The sequence below is a fragment of the Marisediminitalea alba genome, assembly GCF_002993365.1.
GTDB classification, from domain to species: Bacteria; Pseudomonadota; Gammaproteobacteria; order Enterobacterales; family Alteromonadaceae; genus Alteromonas; species Alteromonas alba.
This window is the reverse complement of sequence record NZ_PVNP01000030.1, coordinates 1-18,013: the sequence shown is the minus strand read 5'-3', so window position 1 is coordinate 18,013 and position 18,013 is coordinate 1. Positions and strand designations below refer to the sequence as shown.

At 48.4% G+C, this 18,013-nt stretch carries 29 protein-coding genes and 1 rRNA gene; 28 read left to right on the top strand and 2 right to left on the bottom strand.

All coding sequences use genetic code 11. The features are described 5' to 3' along the window. Positions 1–30: 30 nt before the first annotated feature. Positions 31–402 carry a helix-turn-helix domain-containing protein gene (locus C6Y40_RS03760; protein WP_105933410.1) on the bottom strand — a complete coding sequence of 124 codons (372 nt, stop codon included), beginning with the start codon at positions 400–402 and terminating at the stop codon, positions 31–33. 126 nt (positions 403–528) lie between these two features. Here C6Y40_RS03760 and C6Y40_RS03755 point away from each other — a divergent pair, with 126 nt between their 5' ends. The 28 genes from C6Y40_RS03755 (at position 529) to C6Y40_RS03630 (ending at position 17,352) form a co-directional block, all read left to right on the top strand. Continuing rightward, positions 529–792 (top strand): helix-turn-helix domain-containing protein, encoded by a 264-nt coding sequence (locus tag C6Y40_RS03755; RefSeq protein ID WP_105933409.1) that lies wholly within the window; start codon positions 529–531, stop codon positions 790–792. Between the two features lie 11 nt (positions 793–803). Further along, positions 804–1,268, top strand: coding sequence for a hypothetical protein (locus C6Y40_RS03750; RefSeq protein ID WP_105933408.1), 465 nt, complete (start codon positions 804–806; stop codon positions 1,266–1,268). 19 nt (positions 1,269–1,287) lie between these two features. Next, positions 1,288–1,563: a hypothetical protein gene (locus C6Y40_RS03745; protein ID WP_105933407.1), complete on the top strand. Its 276-nt coding sequence runs from the start codon at positions 1,288–1,290 to the stop codon at positions 1,561–1,563. Continuing rightward, entirely contained in the window at positions 1,560–2,006 is a 447-nt protein-coding gene (locus tag C6Y40_RS03740; RefSeq protein ID WP_105933406.1) for a hypothetical protein, read from the top strand. The genes C6Y40_RS03745 and C6Y40_RS03740 overlap by 4 nt, the downstream gene beginning before the upstream one ends. 3 nt (positions 2,007–2,009) lie before the next feature. Then, positions 2,010–2,477, top strand: coding sequence for a hypothetical protein (locus tag C6Y40_RS03735; RefSeq protein WP_146129487.1), 468 nt, complete (start codon positions 2,010–2,012; stop codon positions 2,475–2,477). Next, positions 2,470–3,486 carry a hypothetical protein gene (locus tag C6Y40_RS03730; protein ID WP_105933404.1) on the top strand — a complete coding sequence of 339 codons (1,017 nt, stop codon included), beginning with the start codon at positions 2,470–2,472 and terminating at the stop codon, positions 3,484–3,486. Before C6Y40_RS03735 ends, C6Y40_RS03730 begins: the two co-directional genes overlap by 8 nt. After that, positions 3,486–5,207: a Mu transposase C-terminal domain-containing protein gene (locus tag C6Y40_RS03725; RefSeq protein WP_105933403.1), complete on the top strand. Its 1,722-nt coding sequence runs from the start codon at positions 3,486–3,488 to the stop codon at positions 5,205–5,207. Before C6Y40_RS03730 ends, C6Y40_RS03725 begins: the two co-directional genes overlap by 1 nt. Next, positions 5,197–6,228, top strand: a complete 1,032-nt coding sequence (locus tag C6Y40_RS03720) for an AAA family ATPase (RefSeq protein WP_105933402.1) — start codon at positions 5,197–5,199, stop codon at positions 6,226–6,228. The genes C6Y40_RS03725 and C6Y40_RS03720 overlap by 11 nt, the downstream gene beginning before the upstream one ends. 10 nt (positions 6,229–6,238) lie before the next feature. Then, positions 6,239–6,949: a DUF3164 family protein gene (locus tag C6Y40_RS03715; protein ID WP_105933401.1), complete on the top strand. Its 711-nt coding sequence runs from the start codon at positions 6,239–6,241 to the stop codon at positions 6,947–6,949. Continuing rightward, positions 6,939–7,217: a hypothetical protein gene (locus C6Y40_RS03710; RefSeq protein ID WP_105933400.1), complete on the top strand. Its 279-nt coding sequence runs from the start codon at positions 6,939–6,941 to the stop codon at positions 7,215–7,217. The genes C6Y40_RS03715 and C6Y40_RS03710 overlap by 11 nt, the downstream gene beginning before the upstream one ends. A gap of 86 nt (positions 7,218–7,303) precedes the next feature. After that, entirely contained in the window at positions 7,304–7,579 is a 276-nt protein-coding gene (locus tag C6Y40_RS03705; protein WP_105933399.1) for an HU family DNA-binding protein, read from the top strand. Positions 7,580–7,617: 38 nt separating this feature from the next. After that, positions 7,618–7,839 carry a hypothetical protein gene (locus tag C6Y40_RS03700; protein WP_105933398.1) on the top strand — a complete coding sequence of 74 codons (222 nt, stop codon included), beginning with the start codon at positions 7,618–7,620 and terminating at the stop codon, positions 7,837–7,839. Next, positions 7,836–8,090, top strand: coding sequence for a hypothetical protein (locus tag C6Y40_RS03695; protein WP_105933397.1), 255 nt, complete (start codon positions 7,836–7,838; stop codon positions 8,088–8,090). Before C6Y40_RS03700 ends, C6Y40_RS03695 begins: the two co-directional genes overlap by 4 nt. After that, positions 8,065–8,310 (top strand): hypothetical protein, encoded by a 246-nt coding sequence (locus C6Y40_RS03690; protein ID WP_105933396.1) that lies wholly within the window; start codon positions 8,065–8,067, stop codon positions 8,308–8,310. The genes C6Y40_RS03695 and C6Y40_RS03690 overlap by 26 nt, the downstream gene beginning before the upstream one ends. Before the next feature lie 16 nt (positions 8,311–8,326). Next, complete coding sequence (locus C6Y40_RS24675; protein ID WP_170308401.1) at positions 8,327–8,500, top strand: hypothetical protein; 174 nt, start codon at positions 8,327–8,329, stop codon at positions 8,498–8,500. Positions 8,501–8,516: 16 nt separating this feature from the next. After that, entirely contained in the window at positions 8,517–9,125 is a 609-nt protein-coding gene (locus tag C6Y40_RS03685; RefSeq protein WP_105933395.1) for a hypothetical protein, read from the top strand. After that, positions 9,125–9,298, top strand: coding sequence for a hypothetical protein (locus tag C6Y40_RS24670; RefSeq protein WP_170308400.1), 174 nt, complete (start codon positions 9,125–9,127; stop codon positions 9,296–9,298). The genes C6Y40_RS03685 and C6Y40_RS24670 overlap by 1 nt, the downstream gene beginning before the upstream one ends. After that, positions 9,291–9,692 (top strand): regulatory protein GemA, encoded by a 402-nt coding sequence (locus C6Y40_RS03680; RefSeq protein ID WP_105933394.1) that lies wholly within the window; start codon positions 9,291–9,293, stop codon positions 9,690–9,692. Before C6Y40_RS24670 ends, C6Y40_RS03680 begins: the two co-directional genes overlap by 8 nt. Beyond that, entirely contained in the window at positions 9,689–10,093 is a 405-nt protein-coding gene (locus tag C6Y40_RS03675) for a Mor transcription activator family protein (RefSeq protein ID WP_170308399.1), read from the top strand. The genes C6Y40_RS03680 and C6Y40_RS03675 overlap by 4 nt, the downstream gene beginning before the upstream one ends. An 86-nt stretch (positions 10,094–10,179) precedes the next feature. Continuing rightward, positions 10,180–10,497: a hypothetical protein gene (locus C6Y40_RS03670; protein ID WP_146129486.1), complete on the top strand. Its 318-nt coding sequence runs from the start codon at positions 10,180–10,182 to the stop codon at positions 10,495–10,497. Positions 10,498–10,525: 28 nt separating this feature from the next. Beyond that, positions 10,526–10,933, top strand: coding sequence for a M15 family metallopeptidase domain-containing protein (locus tag C6Y40_RS03665; RefSeq protein ID WP_146129485.1), 408 nt, complete (start codon positions 10,526–10,528; stop codon positions 10,931–10,933). Then, entirely contained in the window at positions 10,921–11,439 is a 519-nt protein-coding gene (locus tag C6Y40_RS03660) for a hypothetical protein (protein WP_105933390.1), read from the top strand. The genes C6Y40_RS03665 and C6Y40_RS03660 overlap by 13 nt, the downstream gene beginning before the upstream one ends. After that, positions 11,439–11,657, top strand: coding sequence for a hypothetical protein (locus C6Y40_RS03655; protein ID WP_105933389.1), 219 nt, complete (start codon positions 11,439–11,441; stop codon positions 11,655–11,657). The genes C6Y40_RS03660 and C6Y40_RS03655 overlap by 1 nt, the downstream gene beginning before the upstream one ends. Continuing rightward, positions 11,657–12,154, top strand: a complete 498-nt coding sequence (locus C6Y40_RS03650; protein ID WP_105933388.1) for a DUF1804 family protein — start codon at positions 11,657–11,659, stop codon at positions 12,152–12,154. The genes C6Y40_RS03655 and C6Y40_RS03650 overlap by 1 nt, the downstream gene beginning before the upstream one ends. Further along, a complete protein-coding gene (gene terL, locus C6Y40_RS03645; protein ID WP_105933387.1) occupies positions 12,147–13,778 on the top strand; it encodes a phage terminase large subunit in 1,632 nt (543 codons plus the stop codon). The genes C6Y40_RS03650 and terL overlap by 8 nt, the downstream gene beginning before the upstream one ends. Beyond that, entirely contained in the window at positions 13,768–15,213 is a 1,446-nt protein-coding gene (locus tag C6Y40_RS03640) for a phage portal protein family protein (RefSeq protein WP_170308398.1), read from the top strand. Before terL ends, C6Y40_RS03640 begins: the two co-directional genes overlap by 11 nt. Positions 15,214–15,230: 17 nt before the next feature. Next, the gene (locus tag C6Y40_RS03635; RefSeq protein WP_105933385.1) at positions 15,231–16,133 is read left to right on the top strand and encodes a DHH family phosphoesterase; all 903 of its coding nucleotides are present in this window, start codon (positions 15,231–15,233) and stop codon (positions 16,131–16,133) included. A gap of 4 nt (positions 16,134–16,137) precedes the next feature. Continuing rightward, a complete protein-coding gene (locus C6Y40_RS03630; protein WP_105933384.1) occupies positions 16,138–17,352 on the top strand; it encodes a phage minor head protein in 1,215 nt (404 codons plus the stop codon). A gap of 561 nt (positions 17,353–17,913) precedes the next feature. On the opposite strand, the gene rrf is transcribed toward C6Y40_RS03630, so the two are convergent. Beyond that, positions 17,914–18,013: ribosomal RNA gene (gene rrf / locus C6Y40_RS03625) — 5S ribosomal RNA — on the bottom strand; the annotation flags it as partial.

Genomic DNA, 18,013 nt, shown 5'->3' with positions numbered 1-18,013 from the left:
ATTCACTCCATACTACGTGAAAATTACATACTAAAAACCTGCTGCTGTAACAAAAGGCAGAACGTTAGACGCCTTCACCTCTTGCTGTGATTCTTGTTCTAATTCCAATAGCCCGGCAATGATTCGGGCTTTACCTTTGGGGCTAACATGCCTGCCATGCTCAACTAATAATGACTCTATAAGCTCTACAATTTCGGCTACTCGTTTTGTGTTAACCGAACGTTTACCTGTAACCACATAATTAATATCAAAACCCAAACTAGCTAACCCAGCCAACTTGTCTGAGGGTATAGGAGCATCTTGCTCCCACCTAATAAAAGTTCCTTTAGAAACTCCAATATGTTCAAACACTTGACTCTGTTTTAGCCCCAACCGCTCTCTTTCAGCCTTTAAGAGGTTCAATTTTTAAAACCTAAAGTGTTGACAGGTTCCATATTTAGAACCTATTATAAACATCGACATTAACAAAACGCTTTTAGATATCCCTGCAAGGTTCACTGAAAGCGCTACACGTAAGGTAAACATACTATGACCCCGAAAGAAATTAAAGCGGAATTAAAAGCCCGTGGTTACTCAAACAAAATGCTGGCCGAAATTTTGGGCAAAAGCGTCTCTGCTGTTGGCCAGGTCATCAACAAAACCTCCTATTCTCGTGAAATTGCCGAAGCGGTATGCAAAGCCATCGATAAAGATCTCCTCGATGTATTTCACGATGTAAAGCCTTACCACCATTCAAAATCCCAGCTGCGTGAGCAAAAAAAGCAAGAACTTGCTCAGCTGTTAAGCGCATAAGGGGAACCAGGATGATCTCAACTCGCTCTCTCATTTTGACTCCCGTACCCACCGACATAGGTTTGCAAGCTGCTCAGCGGCCAGATGTTCTATATTTCTTGAAACAGCAAGCCCTTGTTGTGCCCGTAAGCGTTCTGCGCGCAGCGCAGCAATCACCAGAGCCAACCACACCAAGTGACGCCGATTGGGCATTGTACGCAGTGTGTCATGAGTACCTGGGCACGCCGATAAGCACCATTCCACTGCATGTAAAGGCGGCAATCGTGAAAGAAGTGCACGCACCCCAACCGATCGCGCTTCAGCCTGTAGTTGCTCAATGTCTTGACGCGTTAAAACGCTGCTTAGTAATGGTCGCTCAACGCGTTTATCCAAAGCCTGGTACACAAGTTCTCTCCGCAGATTCAAAAACCACATTAATGCTAGGTGAGTCTGGTACCCGCGTCACCGGTAAAACCATTACGAATTTTTACCGGTAAGCCGGTGGAGGTTTAACACATGTTCAATTCTAAAGAGCAAATTAACTGCAGTAAGCAAGTTGCCAATGCGTGGCGCGAGTCGCACGTGTGCAACTGGAACAAAAGCGGCGCGGTAATTACGTATATGGGCAATGTGACCGGCTGGCGTGATGCAGTGCGCCACCCCCAAGACTACTGCCCTGGCTGCCTGGCCTTTACTGCTAATGGTGAGATTTGGGAAACCATAGGTGGAAACGACCAGCATGGCGCTAACGCGTGGAGACTTATTTCCTCTGATGTTGGAGGTGATGCATGACCCAACGCGATTTACTGGACCAGCTCGATCTGGATCTGCTTACCACCGAAAACGCGCCCAGCCTGGATTTAGAGCTGGACGTTATTCAAATTATTAAGCAATGCGAGCGCAACAGCGGCCTGGGCCGGGACCGATTTTTAGATCGCATTAACTTATGCCTGCGTGATACCGGCCAAAAAGTAACAAAGATTCAGTTAAACAAGTGGCTATCGCCAAGCCAGGACAACTGTGTACCTGCCTGGGTAATGCCAGCCATTTGCTGGGCGCTTCAGTCTATAGAACCGATGACCGCAATGCTTAACCCTCTGGGCTTTAAACCGGCTGATATGCGCGCCGACCTGCTGCGCCAAAAGGCCGAACTGGATGTGAGCAACAAAATGCGCCAGAAGGAATCCAGAGACATAGAGCGAGCTCTTCAGCAAATGATGATAAGAGGGAGATAAGCCATGACGTTTACCATACAAGGTTTAGACGACACCCCATGCATGTGCATAACCATGGACTGTATTAAGCAGTTCTGCCTGCAGCCCCATGCTGTGATGTTCGACAACGAAGAGCTGGAAGCCGCACGCCGGGTATGCGCCAGAGTGATTCTGGGCGGTTTAATCATTAGCGGGCACAACTCAATGTGCCAGGTGATAAGCGAAAACTTTAAACGTGAATGCGTAGCTATGAACGAGCGCTACTACGCTATCGCCAGCACGCTATCTGCAGCCTGGAACATTTGCGGCGAGGGTGCAGGTAATTGGCAGAACATTAGCCTTTACCGAACTTTACGGTTATGCGGTGAACGTGATTTTAGAATAGAAGCCCTTTGCATCTTTGACATTGAAGCCCTGTTTACCATGCCTTTAAACGAGTTTGAAACGGCATTAAAACAGTACGACGTATGGCTGGAGGCAAGCAATGACTAAGCCTGCAGCACCCGTTAACACCATTATGCACCAGCTGATTACCAAACTGGGCGAAGAGGAATTTACCCTACCAGCCGAGCAGGGCGAACTCTGGGCCATTGTAGAAAACAGCGAGGTCTATGCCTGTCTATACCACGTTAAAGCGGGTTTGGCCTATAAAGCGTTGAAGGAGCAGTTGCCGCACGGTGAATTTGAAAAGGAATTGAAAGCCAGGGGCATTGCTGAGCGAACTGCGCGTGAGCGAATCTCTGTTGCTGATTTAGTTTTAAATTGCCCAGGGCTAAAAGCGAATACGTCTTCGCTTTTGGATGATGACAATTCAAATCGGCGGACGTCCGCCGATTTGGAAATTGATGAAAACATCACCCTTGAATCATTCAGTTTTAGCCAACTCAATGAGTTAACCCGCCTACCAGAAGAGAAGATCAAATCACTGCAGCCAGAAGAACTGCAGGAACTCAGCAAGATGCCCGTGCGCGCCCTTAAAACGGCGGTTAAGCAAATGAACCTGGACTTTGAAAGCGAAAGCAAACTTGAAGCCCAGAATGCAAATTTGAAGAAGCAGCTTGAAGAGCTGCAAATACAGCACGCCGACGCGATTAACGAAATGAATCGCGAAAAAATAACCAAGGCACCTGAGAAGATTTATGGCCTTTTGCCCCTGGTAGCCATGATCCGCCAGGAAGCGCCATCAGTAAGCCAGCAGCTTCACGAACACGGCCTGCAAGCGGTTAACCTGGTTGAACGGTTAATTGCCCCAAACATGGATTATGAGCAGGCTAAAATGGCGGCACAGGCGCTGTATCATTTTTTAGCGGCACCCTATAAGCACATTGGTGTAGCCATTAACCGCCTGGAAGAACATTTTGGCGACGACCTGACCGGCGTTGATGCGGAGTTACCTACCTATGGTGAGGCAGAATGGGAAGCGGCCGAAGACAAACGCCAAACCATTATTTTACTGCACAACGATGCAACCAAACCACGTAAAAAGCGGGGGCGTAAGTAATGCACCCGGCTGTTCACCAATTTAACCAAATTATAGAGCAGGTTATTCACGAGTGTGATCCGTGGACTCGCGCTACTGAAAAAGCCCGCTCTATCGCTAACCAGCGTATGCATGTAGTTACTGCTGTACAAAAAGCAGCAACCACCATGACCATGCAAGCCGCGCTGGCACACGTTATACAACAGTGTGAACACAACAATGCCGACGAAACCCTGGTAAAAGCGTATACCGCATTAAACGGCCCAAAACCGGCCACCATTCGCCTGTGGTGTAAAGCCTTTGACGATGCGGGTAAAAACGGGTTACTGCCAAAGCACAGTGGTACCGCACGTAACGACTATGGCTGGGAAGCCAGAGCGCTGGAGCTATACCATAAGCCGCAAAAGCCCAGCATTCGCAAGGTTGCCCGAGACCTGCGCGAAAAGTACGGGTTTAAAAGCGCCAGAGAGCATAACGTGCGGTATTTCTTTAGCACGTTACCAGCCGACCTGCAGGAACGTTCGCCCTGGCGTATGGGCCGTAAACAATATAACGATGGCCTGCGCGAGCATATCTCCCGAACCACCGAAAACCTGCCGGTTGGTGTATTGTTTCAGGGCGATGGCCACACTATCGACCAATACCTGCGCCACCCGCGTACCGGCAAGTTGTGGCGGGCAGAGCTTACCGTATTTATGGACGTGCGCAGCCGCTACATTGTGGGCTGGTACATAAGCGTGGCTGAATCCAGCGTTAGCACCATGGCTGCACTCAGCCATGCTATGGGCACCCATAACCATGTACCGGCGCTGATCCATATCGATAACGGTAGTGGCTTTAAATCAAAGCTAATGAATAGCGAAACATCCGGGTTTTATGCCTCATTTGGTATTGAGCCAATCTGGGCATTACCCGGTAACGCCAAAGCCAAAAACGTAGAGCGGTTTTTCCGCACTATGGAAGACGATTTTGGTAAAGACTTTGATACGTACTGCGGCTACGACATGAGCCCAGACGCCAGCCGCTTGTTCAGCAGCTCGGTAAAAGCCGAGAAAGCCGCAGCGGAAGGTAAGATCCATATTCCCACTGTTGATGAATGGTGCGAAGCCTTCACCGACTGGCTAAACCGCTATCACAACCGGCCACACCCGGAAGAACCTGGTACCACCCCAGCAGAGTTATGGTCGCAGTTAGAACGCGTGCCAGTGGTTGATCACAACTTGTTGGTTAAACCTCGCGAAGAAGTATCCGTTTCTCGCTCTCTGGTAACGCTGCACAAGCGTAAATACATCAGTGAGTATCTTTACCAGTATGAAGGGCAAAAGCTCGTTGCAGAGTACGACCTGCACGACGATAGCACCATACGTTTATTCGATATGGACGGCCGCTGGCTTACCACTGCCACACTTAAAACCAAAAAGGATTATATCTCTACCAGCCGTATTGAAGACGCGCAGCGCAAGCGCCTGCTGGAGCAAACCAAACGCCTTAACAACAAGATCCACGAAAAGCGCATGGAAGCCGGGCGCGATATTCCGCTGCATGTTGAGCAGGCCAGCGATATCGACCAGTTGGAAGAAAGTTTTAACAACCTGATGGCTGCCCAGGCCCCACAAAATGACGATCTGAATTTTGACAGCCTGATGCAAAACGTTATCCACGCACCGGACCCAGAACCCGAGGAAGACGACGACTTCGACCCTTTATCTATTCACCCAGGAGAAACTACACATGGCCGCTAAAACCATTGAAAAACCTGCCAGCTTTAACGACAACTATACAGAGCAGGATATTACCCACGTACACAACATCATCGACTGGATGAATGCCAGCCCGTCACGCAGTAACCGCTGGCTTGCACGCTGCGCGGGGGTAAGTGATGCGTATATTTCTACTTTGCTCGCAGGACGGCAAGCGGTTAAGGCCGATGGCCTGATTGCCAAAATACTGCCCATCATGGATGACTCCGAGCGCGAACACCGCCCAGGGGACTTTATTGAAACCAGCACATGGATGATTGTTCAGCATGCGTGCCGCATGGCTAAAGTTGATGGGGGGTTTTCCATTGTGGCTGGTTCACCTGGCGTAGGTAAAACTGAAAGCTTGATGCATTACAGGGAGTTGCATCCAAATACTATTTATATCTGCGGTAGCAGTTTTATGAATAGTACATCTGTTATGAATGCTCTGCTGAAAACTTTGAGCATAAAAACTGGAACGAATCATCGGAAGAAAGACAAATTCGACGCCATTGTTGAACAGCTTAAAGACTCGGGCCGACTAATCATTCTCGACGAAGCCGACAAGTGCCAGCAAGACACGCCCGATCCATTACGCTCTATCTCAGATGCTACCGGCTGCGGGGTGGTATTGGCCGGAAACATTGACCTACGAAACAATGTTGCCATGGGCGACAACCGCTTCGACCTGATTGAAAGCCGCGTAGTGTTTTGGCCTGAGATCATCAACAAGATATCGCCAGAAGACGTAAAGCTGCTGATGCAGCCCTACATCACCGAAGACATGATCACCAAATACGAAACCTTCGACGAGGTAGCCCGGTATGCCTTTGACCTGGTTGGTGGCAGCGCCAGAAAGCTAATCAAGAGTTTAATTAAGCAGGTGCTGATGCTCGATAAACATTCCCGCGAGAACAGCGCCAGCTATGGCGGTATTAGCCGCGAGCTAATGGCCAAAATCGCCAAATCCTATATGGGTATTGCACACCCTCCAGCAATTCCACGCAAGGCATCAGCCATATAAAGGGGGGCACATGTCACAAACCAAACCAACAACCAAACAGGAACAACCTATGACTGATGAAATTCAGATCCCACCAGGCTATGCCATGCGCGCCAATGGCGACCTGGTGAAACTGGAAAACCTAACCGACCTTGAGCGCGAGGAAGACGCCCTGGTAAATGCCATATTTCCCAGAGCCAAAGCCCTGCACGATGCCATGGCAGAGTTTAAGTATGTTGCTATGAACATGATTGAAGAAACCATTAAGCGCTGTGTGGAAGAACACGGCATTAAGAAGTTCACCAAAATTAAGGGCAACGTGCAGTTTGTAAGTGTGAACGGTAACTACAAAATTCAGCGCGCCGTTGACGATCGCATCGAACACGACAGCAGCATTGAAGTAGCTATGCAAAAGTTTGCGATGTACTCAGAAGTACTCAAAGAACAGGCCGGGCCGGATGCGGTTAAGTTTATCGATATCGCCACCACGGCGAAGAACGGTAAGTACTCTACCTCCCGCTTAATCGATCTGCTGAATAAAGACATTGACCACCCGTTATACGTAGGTGCCAAGTCTGCACTCATGCAGAGCCTGTTTATTAGCGGCAGTAAAGCCTACCTGCGGTTTTACATTCGCAACCCCAGAGACGACTCTTGGACAGCCTTGCCACTGCAGTTTAGCAGCATCGCTGCAACTGCTCCCCAGAGTGAAGCCAAAGAGGAGCAGCCCGATGCCGCTTAATCTCGATTTTTCCAACGGTGAAAAGGTTTCTGTAAACCAGGAGCAGTACAACCTGATCCTGCGTGTTGAGGCTCACTACGAAAGCAAATTAACACAAATCGACCAGCTGATTCAGTACACCAAAAAAGCTGACGTAGTGCACCTTAATGATACCGAGATTGATAACCCGGACATCATTAAAGGGATGCAAATTGGCCTGATGTTGGCCAAAAATCAAATCGGTGAGTTTCCGTTAAAGATTGAAGATCCCGACGATGACGAAGAGTAAATCACTCCGTTACCGTCGCCACCACTGGCACTGGCAACAGCGCCGTTAAACCGGGCACAGGCCCACTAAAACCAAAGAGAGTAACTATGAACAAAACACAATTAATCGACGCTATCGCAGGTAAAGCCGACCTTTCTAAAGCAGCAGCTGCCCGTGCCCTGGATGCGTTTACCGACACGGTAACCGAAACCCTGGCAGCAGGCAGCAAAGTGAGCCTGCCTGGCTTTGGCAACTTTGAAGTGAGAGAGCGTGGCGAACGCCAGGGCCGTAACCCAAAAACTGGTGAGCCACTGACTATTGCCGCCTCTAAATCACCTGCTTTTAAAGCGGGTAAAACCTTAAAAGACAGCGTTAACGCGTAATTTAACCGGGGCGCTTAGCGCCCCCCAAGGATCGAGTTATGACACCGCATCAATTTACTGGCTGGGGCAATAAAGCCCACTTAAAAACCGGCGTTATTTTAGAGCGCATTGTGTCTTGGGAGTTTATTTCGAGCTTAGGCCATGTTGGCACTTTAATACACATGGATGATGGCTCAGAGCTGTTAGTGGGCGACATGCCAAATCAGGTTGAGCACATTATTGCCAAACACGGCAACAAACAAACTGGAGCAGCAGCATGAAAACCAAATTATTCCGGGGCTATGGCCGCCACTTAGATAAATCAGTAGGCGTTGACCTTTCAAAAGTGTCGTGCTGGAAGGGCATACAAGGCGAAGGCCGGGATTCACATTTTGTGGGTACTGAAATCGTCATGGATAACGGTATGACTGTGTTGGTTGGTAACTCAGCCGTTGATGTGGCTGAAGCAGTTGAAACGCACTGTAATGAAGTAGTGGAGGCCATTAATGGCAACGTTGCAGCAAGAACGTGAACTGCGGGATGTGGCAAAGCTTTTAACCAAAAAGCTGCGCCGCATCTACGGCGAGGATATGGGGTTCTTTCTGGTGGTAACGCCGTTTAATCAGAATACCCCTGTATCTGATTATATCAGCAACATTCATCGTGAAAGCGGTATCGCAGCACTCAGAGATACCGCCGATCGCCTGGAAACAAAAGAAACCATTCCGGCCAGTATTGGCCGAGTGCAATAACCAGCGGAGGTACACCATGAAACCAGGGCACTTTGTCATTAAAAGCGCAAAAGACCGTTACAGCGAAAACACTACGGTACCCAGCACACGAGTGACCGAGGATCAAAAAAAGCAGTGTAAGAATCGCCGTAAATGGGAAGACGTGCAGTTAGCCAGGGAGCTTGGCTTGAGTTATTCCGACATTAACTAAATTTGCGAGGCAAACCATGTTTAACGATGCACCTACATCACCAATCAGTAAAAAAGATCAGATATTGGCAGCACTGGCCAGCGCCAAAAAGCTGATTTTTCCTAAGCAGCTGCACGAGGCCACGGGTATTGAAAAGTACGAACTGGGTAACCTGCTGCGTGAACTACGCACTGAAGGTTTAGTGCTGTTATTGGAGAACGGGGTTTACACCCTGACAGAAGCCGGTATCGAAAAAGCCCGGGCAGAAAAAATGCAGATCCATCCAACGGCAAAAACAAGAGCAGAACGCTATAAGCGTGGTGCAGGCAATGTAATGGCACCACCGGTGACCACTGCTAAGCCACCAACTGAACCCAAGAAGCCCTCCCGCCAAGCCGATAGCGTAAAAGCAGCTCCCAAACAGCCAGAAGTACCTGTAAAACCAAAAAAAACTGCAGACGTGCAACCAGGCTTGCCTGTTGCTACTGGGCTGACCGACAAAGGTACCGCTTTGCTTTTTCGCTTACTCGACACACTGAACTTCCAGGAGCTGCAGATGGCCGGATTCAGTAACCAGGATATTTATGAATTGGGTGATGTGTATCGATTTGTAAAAGACCGCGCTGAACAAAAGGAGGCCGTGTAATGGCAAAGGAAATAGAAGTAACTCTTTATGTCGAAGTTCCCGATCATGCATTAGATAAGGACATTACCGATTGGGTTGACGTTCAACTATGTGGCTATAACTGCATGGAAAAAGATAACCCATGCATTGATAACGCCGAGGTTGTTCATAACAAATGGAAGCACAATGACTGAACCACTACGCCGCCAGATAAAAGCTGCCCAGGTTAAGCTGAATATGGATCAGGAAACTTACCAGGGCTTGCTGCAGCGCATTGCTGGTAAAGCCAGCAGCACCGAACTGACTAAAACCGAGATTAAGGCGGTTTTAAACGAGTTTAAACGGCTGGGCTGGGAGCCCAATAACCAAAACGCAAAGCTGATCCGCACCATTCAGTTCTTATGGATGCGATTAGGAGAAGAAGACTGCTTGAAAACACCAGGCAAGGCAGCAATGGAAACATTCTGCAAGCGCTTTACTCAGGGCAAACCGTTTTACCGCGCACAGCGGGGCCAGCTACAAAACATCGTAGAAGCCCTTAAGCAATGGTGCGCGCGGGAGAACATCAGCACAGGGCGAATCAAATGAAATTAACTCTCGATCACTTCAGTAACTCAGGCAAAATCATTGCACGCGCTATTGGCCCGGAAGCCGCGTATAAGTTGTTACAGCAGTATGGTGGTCAGAGTTTTTACATTAGCGAAAGCCCCACAGTAGCCCACGCTGCCAGTAAAAAGTTAGGCATTGAGGTACACCGCGCGTTGTCTCAGTTGTGGCCTAACCAGGAGTTTGAGTTACCGGTAATCAACTATGTAGAAAAGCGCCTGCGTAACGACGAAATACGCGAAGACTCTAAAAACCTCACCATGCGTGAACTAATTCAAAAATACCAGCTAACCCGCTATCAAATTCAAAAAATTATTAACAGCGGCGATCCGGTCGACCGCGACACACAAGAAAATCAACAGTTGAAATTCGCGGGTTTTTAGCCCACGATAACAACGCCTCCCCGCATTTATATCCACGGAAAAAGCTTCGGGATATAGCCCCTAAATAGATGCTGCATGCTGTGGTTATGAAAGCCACAGACCTTATTTCGTTAGCGGTGAAAATATGCCGCGCCAAAGACAAAGCACGCAGGAACGAGCTGGCCAACACATGCCCGCATCACTTGCGTAATTTGTTGCGCAGCACGGTATCAATGGTTCGCACCAGTCAGCAACGCAAAGAAGCCATGAACCGCAATAAAAAGCGCCCGGCTGACTACCACCATACCTATAAATTCGCCCCGCTCCCAGAAAGTCTTAAAACCAAACCTAAAACGGTTTTACCCTCTGTGGCCCTTCAGCATTGCCAGGATTTAAAAAACGCGCTGAGAGGCTCTAATGTATAGCTTTAGCAGTAATTCCTATGAGGAGCTAATGACGTGCCACCGCGACTGGATGGTGATTTGCCTGGAGCTGATTAACTTTATCGATTTCAGTATTTTTGAAGGGCACCGGGGCGAATACGCACAGAACAAAGCGGTAGCCGATGGCAAATCAGAGCTACGCTGGCCACTATCAAAACATAACCAGTACCCCAGCATGGCCATTGATATGGGGCCGTACTTTGCAGAGCTTAAAAACACCGACTGGAACGACTTATCAGCGTTTGCTGCCTTTGCAGGCGCGGTACTAGTAACGGCCAAGCGACTTTACATTGCTGGCGATATTACACACCAGGTTATTTGGGGCGGCGATTGGGACAGCGATGGCCGCACACTTGACCATAAATTCAGAGACTACCCCCACTTTGAACTCACCGAGGAAAACGTATGGAACCTGTAACCATTGCGTTAGCTCTCGCCAAAGCGGCGGGTGTTGATGATTGGCTAAAAGAAAAAATCAGCGGCACGGTAACGGGTAAGGTTGCCAACAAGGTAATTGACCTGGCTAAACAAGTAACCGGCAAAGACACGCCCGACGAAGCATTAAACACCGTTTCCACTAATCTTGTTTATGCTGGCGAACTGAAAAGACAGCTATTGCAAAACGAGCACGTGCTAAAGCTAGCAGCCTATGAAGACCGCAAAGACGCCAGGCAAACCTACCGTATTCACCCCCAGCAAGCCGATAAAATAGCCGAGCGCGTTATGCGCTTTAACCTCCCGTTCATTGTGGCTTTGGTGATCATTAACTGCGTGGTGCTGCACTTTTTTCGCCACGATGCGGCTTTGCTTGCGGCTGTTAGCAATGTACTTGGCATGGCAATTAAATCGCTGTTTGACGAAAGAAAAGAAGTGACTGGTTTTTATTTTGGCGGATCAATGGACGCCAGTGAGAGAGAACGCTAATGGATGACGTAACAAAACAGGCACTATTTACCAAACTGGGTGAAATAGACGCCAAGCTGGATGGCCTGAAAGAAGACAATAAAAACCAGTGGGAGCACCAGCGGGGGTTAGACACCCGTTTGCGCAAGCAGGAAACCCACAGTGCAGGGATATCAGCAACGGTGGCTGCATTTGTGGCGATAAGTATTGATGCGATTAAAAAGGGCATTAGCGGTTAATGGCGCATTCATCCAAAACCCAGTTAGCGGTACGTAGCTCCTATGTGAATGAACAGCAGGACCTAACAGTTGCTGCCTCAATGCATGGTGTGAGCTATGGCACGGCGCGTAATTGGAAGGCCCGGGCAAAAAAAGAGGGTGACGACTGGGACACCGCGCGCAATGCATTGTTACTTTCCCAGGGCGGTAAGAAGGAGTTGCTTAACCAGGTACTGGAGCGCTTTTATATTCAAAGCGAGCGTATCTTTGAGTCCATCGAGCAAACCGAACAGCTAAAGCCCCAGGACATGGTGGATTTGATGTCTAAGTGGGCAGACTCAATGAGTAAGGTGAGTAAGTTTCTGGGTACCAGCAACAACTTCGATAAAATCGGCTTTGCGATGGAGCTGCTGCAACTGCTAAGCACCTTTATCCGCAACGACTACCCACAGCATGCCCATGTATTCTTAGAAATCCTGGAGCCCTTTGGCCGTGAGGTAAGTAAAACCTATGGCTAAAACCTCGGTAAATGAGTTTTTAAAGGTACTTACTCAACTGGGGGATGAAATACGCCTGCAGATTGAAAATGAGGTGGAGGGCTTCGCCGCAGACGAAGATGCCAGGGCCGAACGTAACCGCAAAACCCGTGATCCGGTTACGGGCTTTAAGTTCTTCTGTAAAACCTATTTTCCGCACTATATTGATGACACGGAGTCGGCATTACACAAGCATTTATTCAAGCGCCTGCCGGAGATATCAGCCACGGTAAAAGGCGTACGTGAGGCCATTATAGCCCCGCGTGGTGAGGCTAAATCTACTATAGCTACCCAACTGCATACCCTATGGGAAATCATCACCGAAAAAACCCATAACACTGTAATTATTATGGATGCGTTTGAAACGCAGGCAGCGCCCATGCTGGAGGCCATAAAAGCCGAGTTGGATACCAACCCCAGACTAGCCCAGGACTATCCTGACATAGCAGGCCAAGGGCCAGTGTGGCGTGCAGGGGTAATGGTAACTCGCAACAACATAAAAGTAACTGCCTTTGGTGCTGGGCAAAAAATACGGGGTATTCGCCATGGGGCATACCGGCCAGACCGGGTAAAGCTTGACGACATCGAAAACGATGAAAACGTAAAAAGCCCTGAACAGCGTGACAAGATATTTAAATGGCTTAAAAAAGCAGTATTTAAGCTGGGGCCGCCTGATGGCTCATTGAAGATCATGTATATCGGCACCATGCTGCACTATGACTCAGTACTGGCCAGAACAATAAAGCTCCCCAGTTTTAAACACGCCAAATTCCAGTCGATTATCCGCTGGCCCGTAGACATGGATTTGTGGGAAAAATGGGAAGAAATCCTTCGCAACGATGGCGAAGACGCTGCAGAGCAATTCTACCTGCAGCGCAAGAAAGCAATGGATGAAGGCGCAATAGTGAGCTGGCCCGAAAAGCGGCCATTGCTATTCCTGATGATGGAACGCGCCGACGACAAACATGCCTTTGACTGCGAGTTTCAAAACGACCCCACCAACGAAGAAGAAGCCACCTTTACCGGTATCAAATTCTGGGTACACATGGCCGACCGCTGGGTGTATTACGGGGCGTGCGATCCCTCATTGGGTAAAAAGAACAAAAAGCGCGACCCCAGCGCCATACTGGTAGGCGGGTACGACAGGCAAAAAGGCAACTTACACGTTGTAGAAGCCAGCATTAAACGGCGTATTCCTAACCTCATTATTGAGGACATTATTAAGTTCCACCGCGAGTACAACTGCATGGTATGGGGCATAGAGGCGGTGCAGTTTCAGGAATTTATGCGTACCAGGCTAATAGAACGAGGCAAAGAAAAAGGCATCGCTGTACCTACCAGAGCCATTGTGCCAAATACAGACAAAGAGCTGCGTATTGAAAGCCTGGAGCCCTATATAACTAACGGTGAGATATTGCTGCACAGCTCTCAAACCGTGCTGTATGACCAACTGCGCCACTGGCCAGAAGCGGATCACGATGATGGCCCGGATTGTTTGCACATGCTGTGGATGCTGGCAGTAAGCGGTGCAGGCGGGCTCCCCAAAGTAGGCACCGCCAAGCGCCGGGGCACAACAGATTTGAGAGGGTATGGACATGGCGGATAAAGTCATAAATAAAAAAAACGCACTGACTGGCACTGAGGTTATAGACAACCTGTTGGATCGGCAGCTGGTTGACTTGCTTAACGAGCTACCCGACCCAGACGTTATTCTGCGTAAAGCTGGTATTGATTATGCCGTGTATAACGAAATACTGGCAGACGCCCATGTAATTGGCGAAGTGCGCCCACTGCGAGCGGGTTTACTGGGTTTTAAACACGAGATAAAAGCCGGTGATGACAGCCCCCAGGCAGATGCTGCCAGGGAGTTATGTGAAAATATATTTACCCGGCAACCCAACAGCGCCATGCGCTGGCCGGATATTACCTGGTCAATTGGTCTGGCACCGCTCGTTGGTCGACGCGTTCACCATGTAAAATGGCAAGTATTAGACGGCAAATTGGTACCGGAAAAGCTATTCGATATCAGTACTGAATCATATGCCTTTAATGCCGATGGAGAACTACTGATACGCACCATTCGGCAACCAGAGGGTGAACCACCAGAACCCTATCGCTGGCTGGTAACGCGTCATATGCCCACCCGACAAAACCCCTATGGTTTGGCGTTATTAAGCTGCTGCTTTTGGCCGTGGATGTTCAAAAACGGCGGCATGAAGTTTTTCGTTAAATTCTGCGAAAAGTACGGGGTGCCATGGCCTATTGGTAAATACCCGCAAGGTACCGACGATAAAGGCATTGCAGCACTGGTGGAACGGCTGCAGAGCATGCTTGAGGATGCTGTAGCCGCAATACCCGAAGATGTAGACCTATCATTGTTAGAGACTAAAACAAGCGGTGAGCTGCCCCAGGAACGACTGGTCAACCTATGTAACCGCGAAATGAGTAAGGCCCTTACCAGCCAGAGCTTGAGTACGGAAATTATCGACGGTGGGAGCCGGGCTGCCGCCGAAACGCATGCGCAGCGCACGGTAGAAAACCTAAAAGCAGACCGTACCCTGGTGGCCGATACCTACAACGAATTGTTCAAGATGATCACAGAGGTGAATTTTGGACCCAACGTTGAAGCGCCTAAATATAAGTATGTTGACAAAAAAGAGCTGAATACCGGCGATGTTAACTTCTTTAAGCAGGCCAGCACGCTGGTACCTGTTCGCCGTGAAGACATTTATAAACGCCTGGAACTATCTGAACCCACCGATGGCGAGGACGTTGTATTTACCGGCAATCAACAGCGCGAAAATACACCTGGTGAACAGGCTCAATTCTCAAAAGCCGAGGACGAATGGACAGAGCAGGATATTGCCATAGAGCAGATCATTAACCAGGTAAAACAGGCAATCGATAGCGGCGATACCTTAGAAGAGGTATTAGCCAATATTGTAAGTTCATACGCCGACCTCGATACCGAAGCACTACGTAACGTAGTTACTCAGGAGCTGGAAGGTGACTTTGGGCGCGGCATGGTAAGTGAAAGTTAAATATAAGGTGAGTTAAAATGAAAAAGCTATGTATCTATCATGGGAACTGTGCAGATGGATTCGGTGCAGCCTGGGCCGTACGTCATGCCTTGGGTAATGACGTCGAATTTCATGCAGGCCATTACGGACATGAAGCCCCTGACGTTACAGGCCGTGACGTTATCCTTGTTGATTTCAGCTATAAACTCGATGTACTGCAAGAACTGTCATTTAAGGCAAACAGTATCCTGATACTCGATCACCATAAATCGGCTCAGGAAGATTTAAAGGGGTTAGAGCCTGTTAAAGAAGTATTTGGCTATGATGGCTTTTTCATCGAGTTAGGCCGCTGGTGCGCTTCACAAAACAAACCTTTAGTTGGTACTTTGTTTGATATGGAGCGTTCTGGTGCCATGTTGGCTTGGGATTTCTTTCATGATGAACCAGCACCTGATCTAATCAAACATATTCAAGACCGAGACCTATGGCGTTTTGAGCTACCTGGTACTAAAGAGATACAAGCTGCTGTTTTTAGTTATCCTTATGACTTTGCACTATGGGATGAACTCATATTAGAGCGCTCAACCGAATCGTTATATGAAGAAGGTGTAGCGCTTATGCGAAAGCATATGAAGGATGTCAACGAACTTATCAGGTCAGCTGCACATAGAACCGTCATTGCTGGCTATGATGTACCAGTGCTTAACGCCCCTTATTTTTTTAGCAGCGAAGCTGGCAACATAATGAGCAAAGATGAACCCTTTGCTGCTTGTTATTATGAAACAAGTAAAGGCAGGACATACAGCCTACGTTCGCAAGATGGCGGTGTTGATGTTTCGGTTATAGCTGGCTTTTTTGGTGGCGGTGGACATAAAAATGCAGCAGGCTTCCGCATCGCGTTCGACGACCTCAATACACTCTCATTAAAGCAGCAGAATTGATTGAATGGCTGATATAAAAGTCGATGGTTTGCCATTTACGGAAGCCATTAAATTCTTCCAGAACAAACTCGTAATACCATCCCGCCAATGGCGGGATTTGGTAGGCCCTGTTCATTCAAAAGCGTTTACTGTTGCCGGGGCGGCAAAGCTTGCCATCGCTACTGACTTTTATAATGCAGTTAACCAAGTGATTGAATCTGGCGGTACCCTAAACGACTTCAGAAAAGAGTTTGATCGCATAGTCGATAAACACGGCTGGTCATACAACGGTAAACGGGGCTGGCGCACCCGCGTTATATTCCAAACCAACAAGATTACTGCCTATATGGCAGGAAAATGGGAACAGCTATGGCGAATGCGTGAGTACCGGCCGTATCTGCAATACCTTACTGTTGGCGACGAACGGGTGCGGCAGTCACATATGAAGTGGCACCTTAAGGTCATCCGTATTGATCACCTAATATGGCGGCTAATCTACCCACCAAATGACTGGCTATGCCGTTGTGGCGTGAGATCACTTTCTCAGGATGATATGGAAGAGGAAGGTCTAACCGAATCAACGGTTGAAATGCCTCGCCAGTCGGACACTCTGGATCCTGAAACAGGTGAAGTGACCCGAGAATATGATGGCATCGGATTTAGTTGGGATTATAACGTTGGGATGGAATGGCTGGGCCCGGAAAAGGCATTTGGCCAGCAGTTGATGGAAGTGCCAGCCGATTTAAGGCAGGCGGCACTTAATAACATTGATTTAAACCACTTTGAAAACCCGTTTAAACGCTTTTCAAATAAAGTAGCTTACCAGGTGGTAAAAGGTAAAACAGATATAGATAGCGGCGCTATTGGTGTTGGTTACGTTAATAACATCGTTATCAACGAGCTGGCCGACGAACTTAGGTATCCAACGAACGCTGCGATCGCTATTCGCGACCAAAGCATTGCCGAAATGCTAAATGGTGCGGCTGGCCAGAGTATCGCGCTTTCATCTATAAACCAGATCCCGGCCATACTGCGGAACCCAGATGCAGTGTTATACAACCAATCAACCCAAAGCCTGATTTACGCTAAACAAGGTGAAAATGGGTACTTGGCTTTTACAGTGACTATAGCTGGGCAAGGCGAACTGAATTACGTTGAGTCTGCTTTCCTGGTATCCGGTACCGAACTTATCAACGGGCCATATCTACTGTTATTTGGAAGTTTAGCCGGTGCTAATTAGTAGTAATTTGAGATAACTTTTTTACCACTAAACCCCCACTTTCTTACTAGTAAAAACTCGAAGAGTGCCAAAATATTTCAAAACCTATTATAAAACTGCGTTCTGATAAAAATTGGCCGAATCCCTTATTGAAAAAGGGCTAGAGGGTAATTTTCTCGTTTCAGATTAATTTAAAAACTATCACTACCCTACAGCTGGATGCCCGCTACAGGGACGTATCACTCAAGGACGCTGTTCGAAGCGCGTAATGGATATGACCCTCGATGGTTGGGTCTTCATAGGAGTGGTACGGCAGTACCAGTCCTAAAAGCAAAGAACCCAGCTTTCGCTGGGTTCATTGTTTTTCGAATTAGGAGCCTGGCGGTGTTCTACTCTCACATGGGGGCGGAGAACGGTTTCAAGCAAGCAAATTGTTTTGCTTGCTCCGTTCGGAGCGGCTTCGCCTCTGGCGAAGACTGGGGGCCCCCTTCGGGAACGGACGACCGCGAAGTAGAACTTTCAGTTTTACTTAAACGAAAAAAGGCCGACCTTCATGGTCGACCTTTTTCGTTTCAATTAGGAGCCTGGCGGTGTTCTACTCTCACATGGGGAGACCCCACACTACCATCGACGCTAACGTGTTTCACTTCTGAGTTCGGAATGGATTCAGGTGGGACCACGT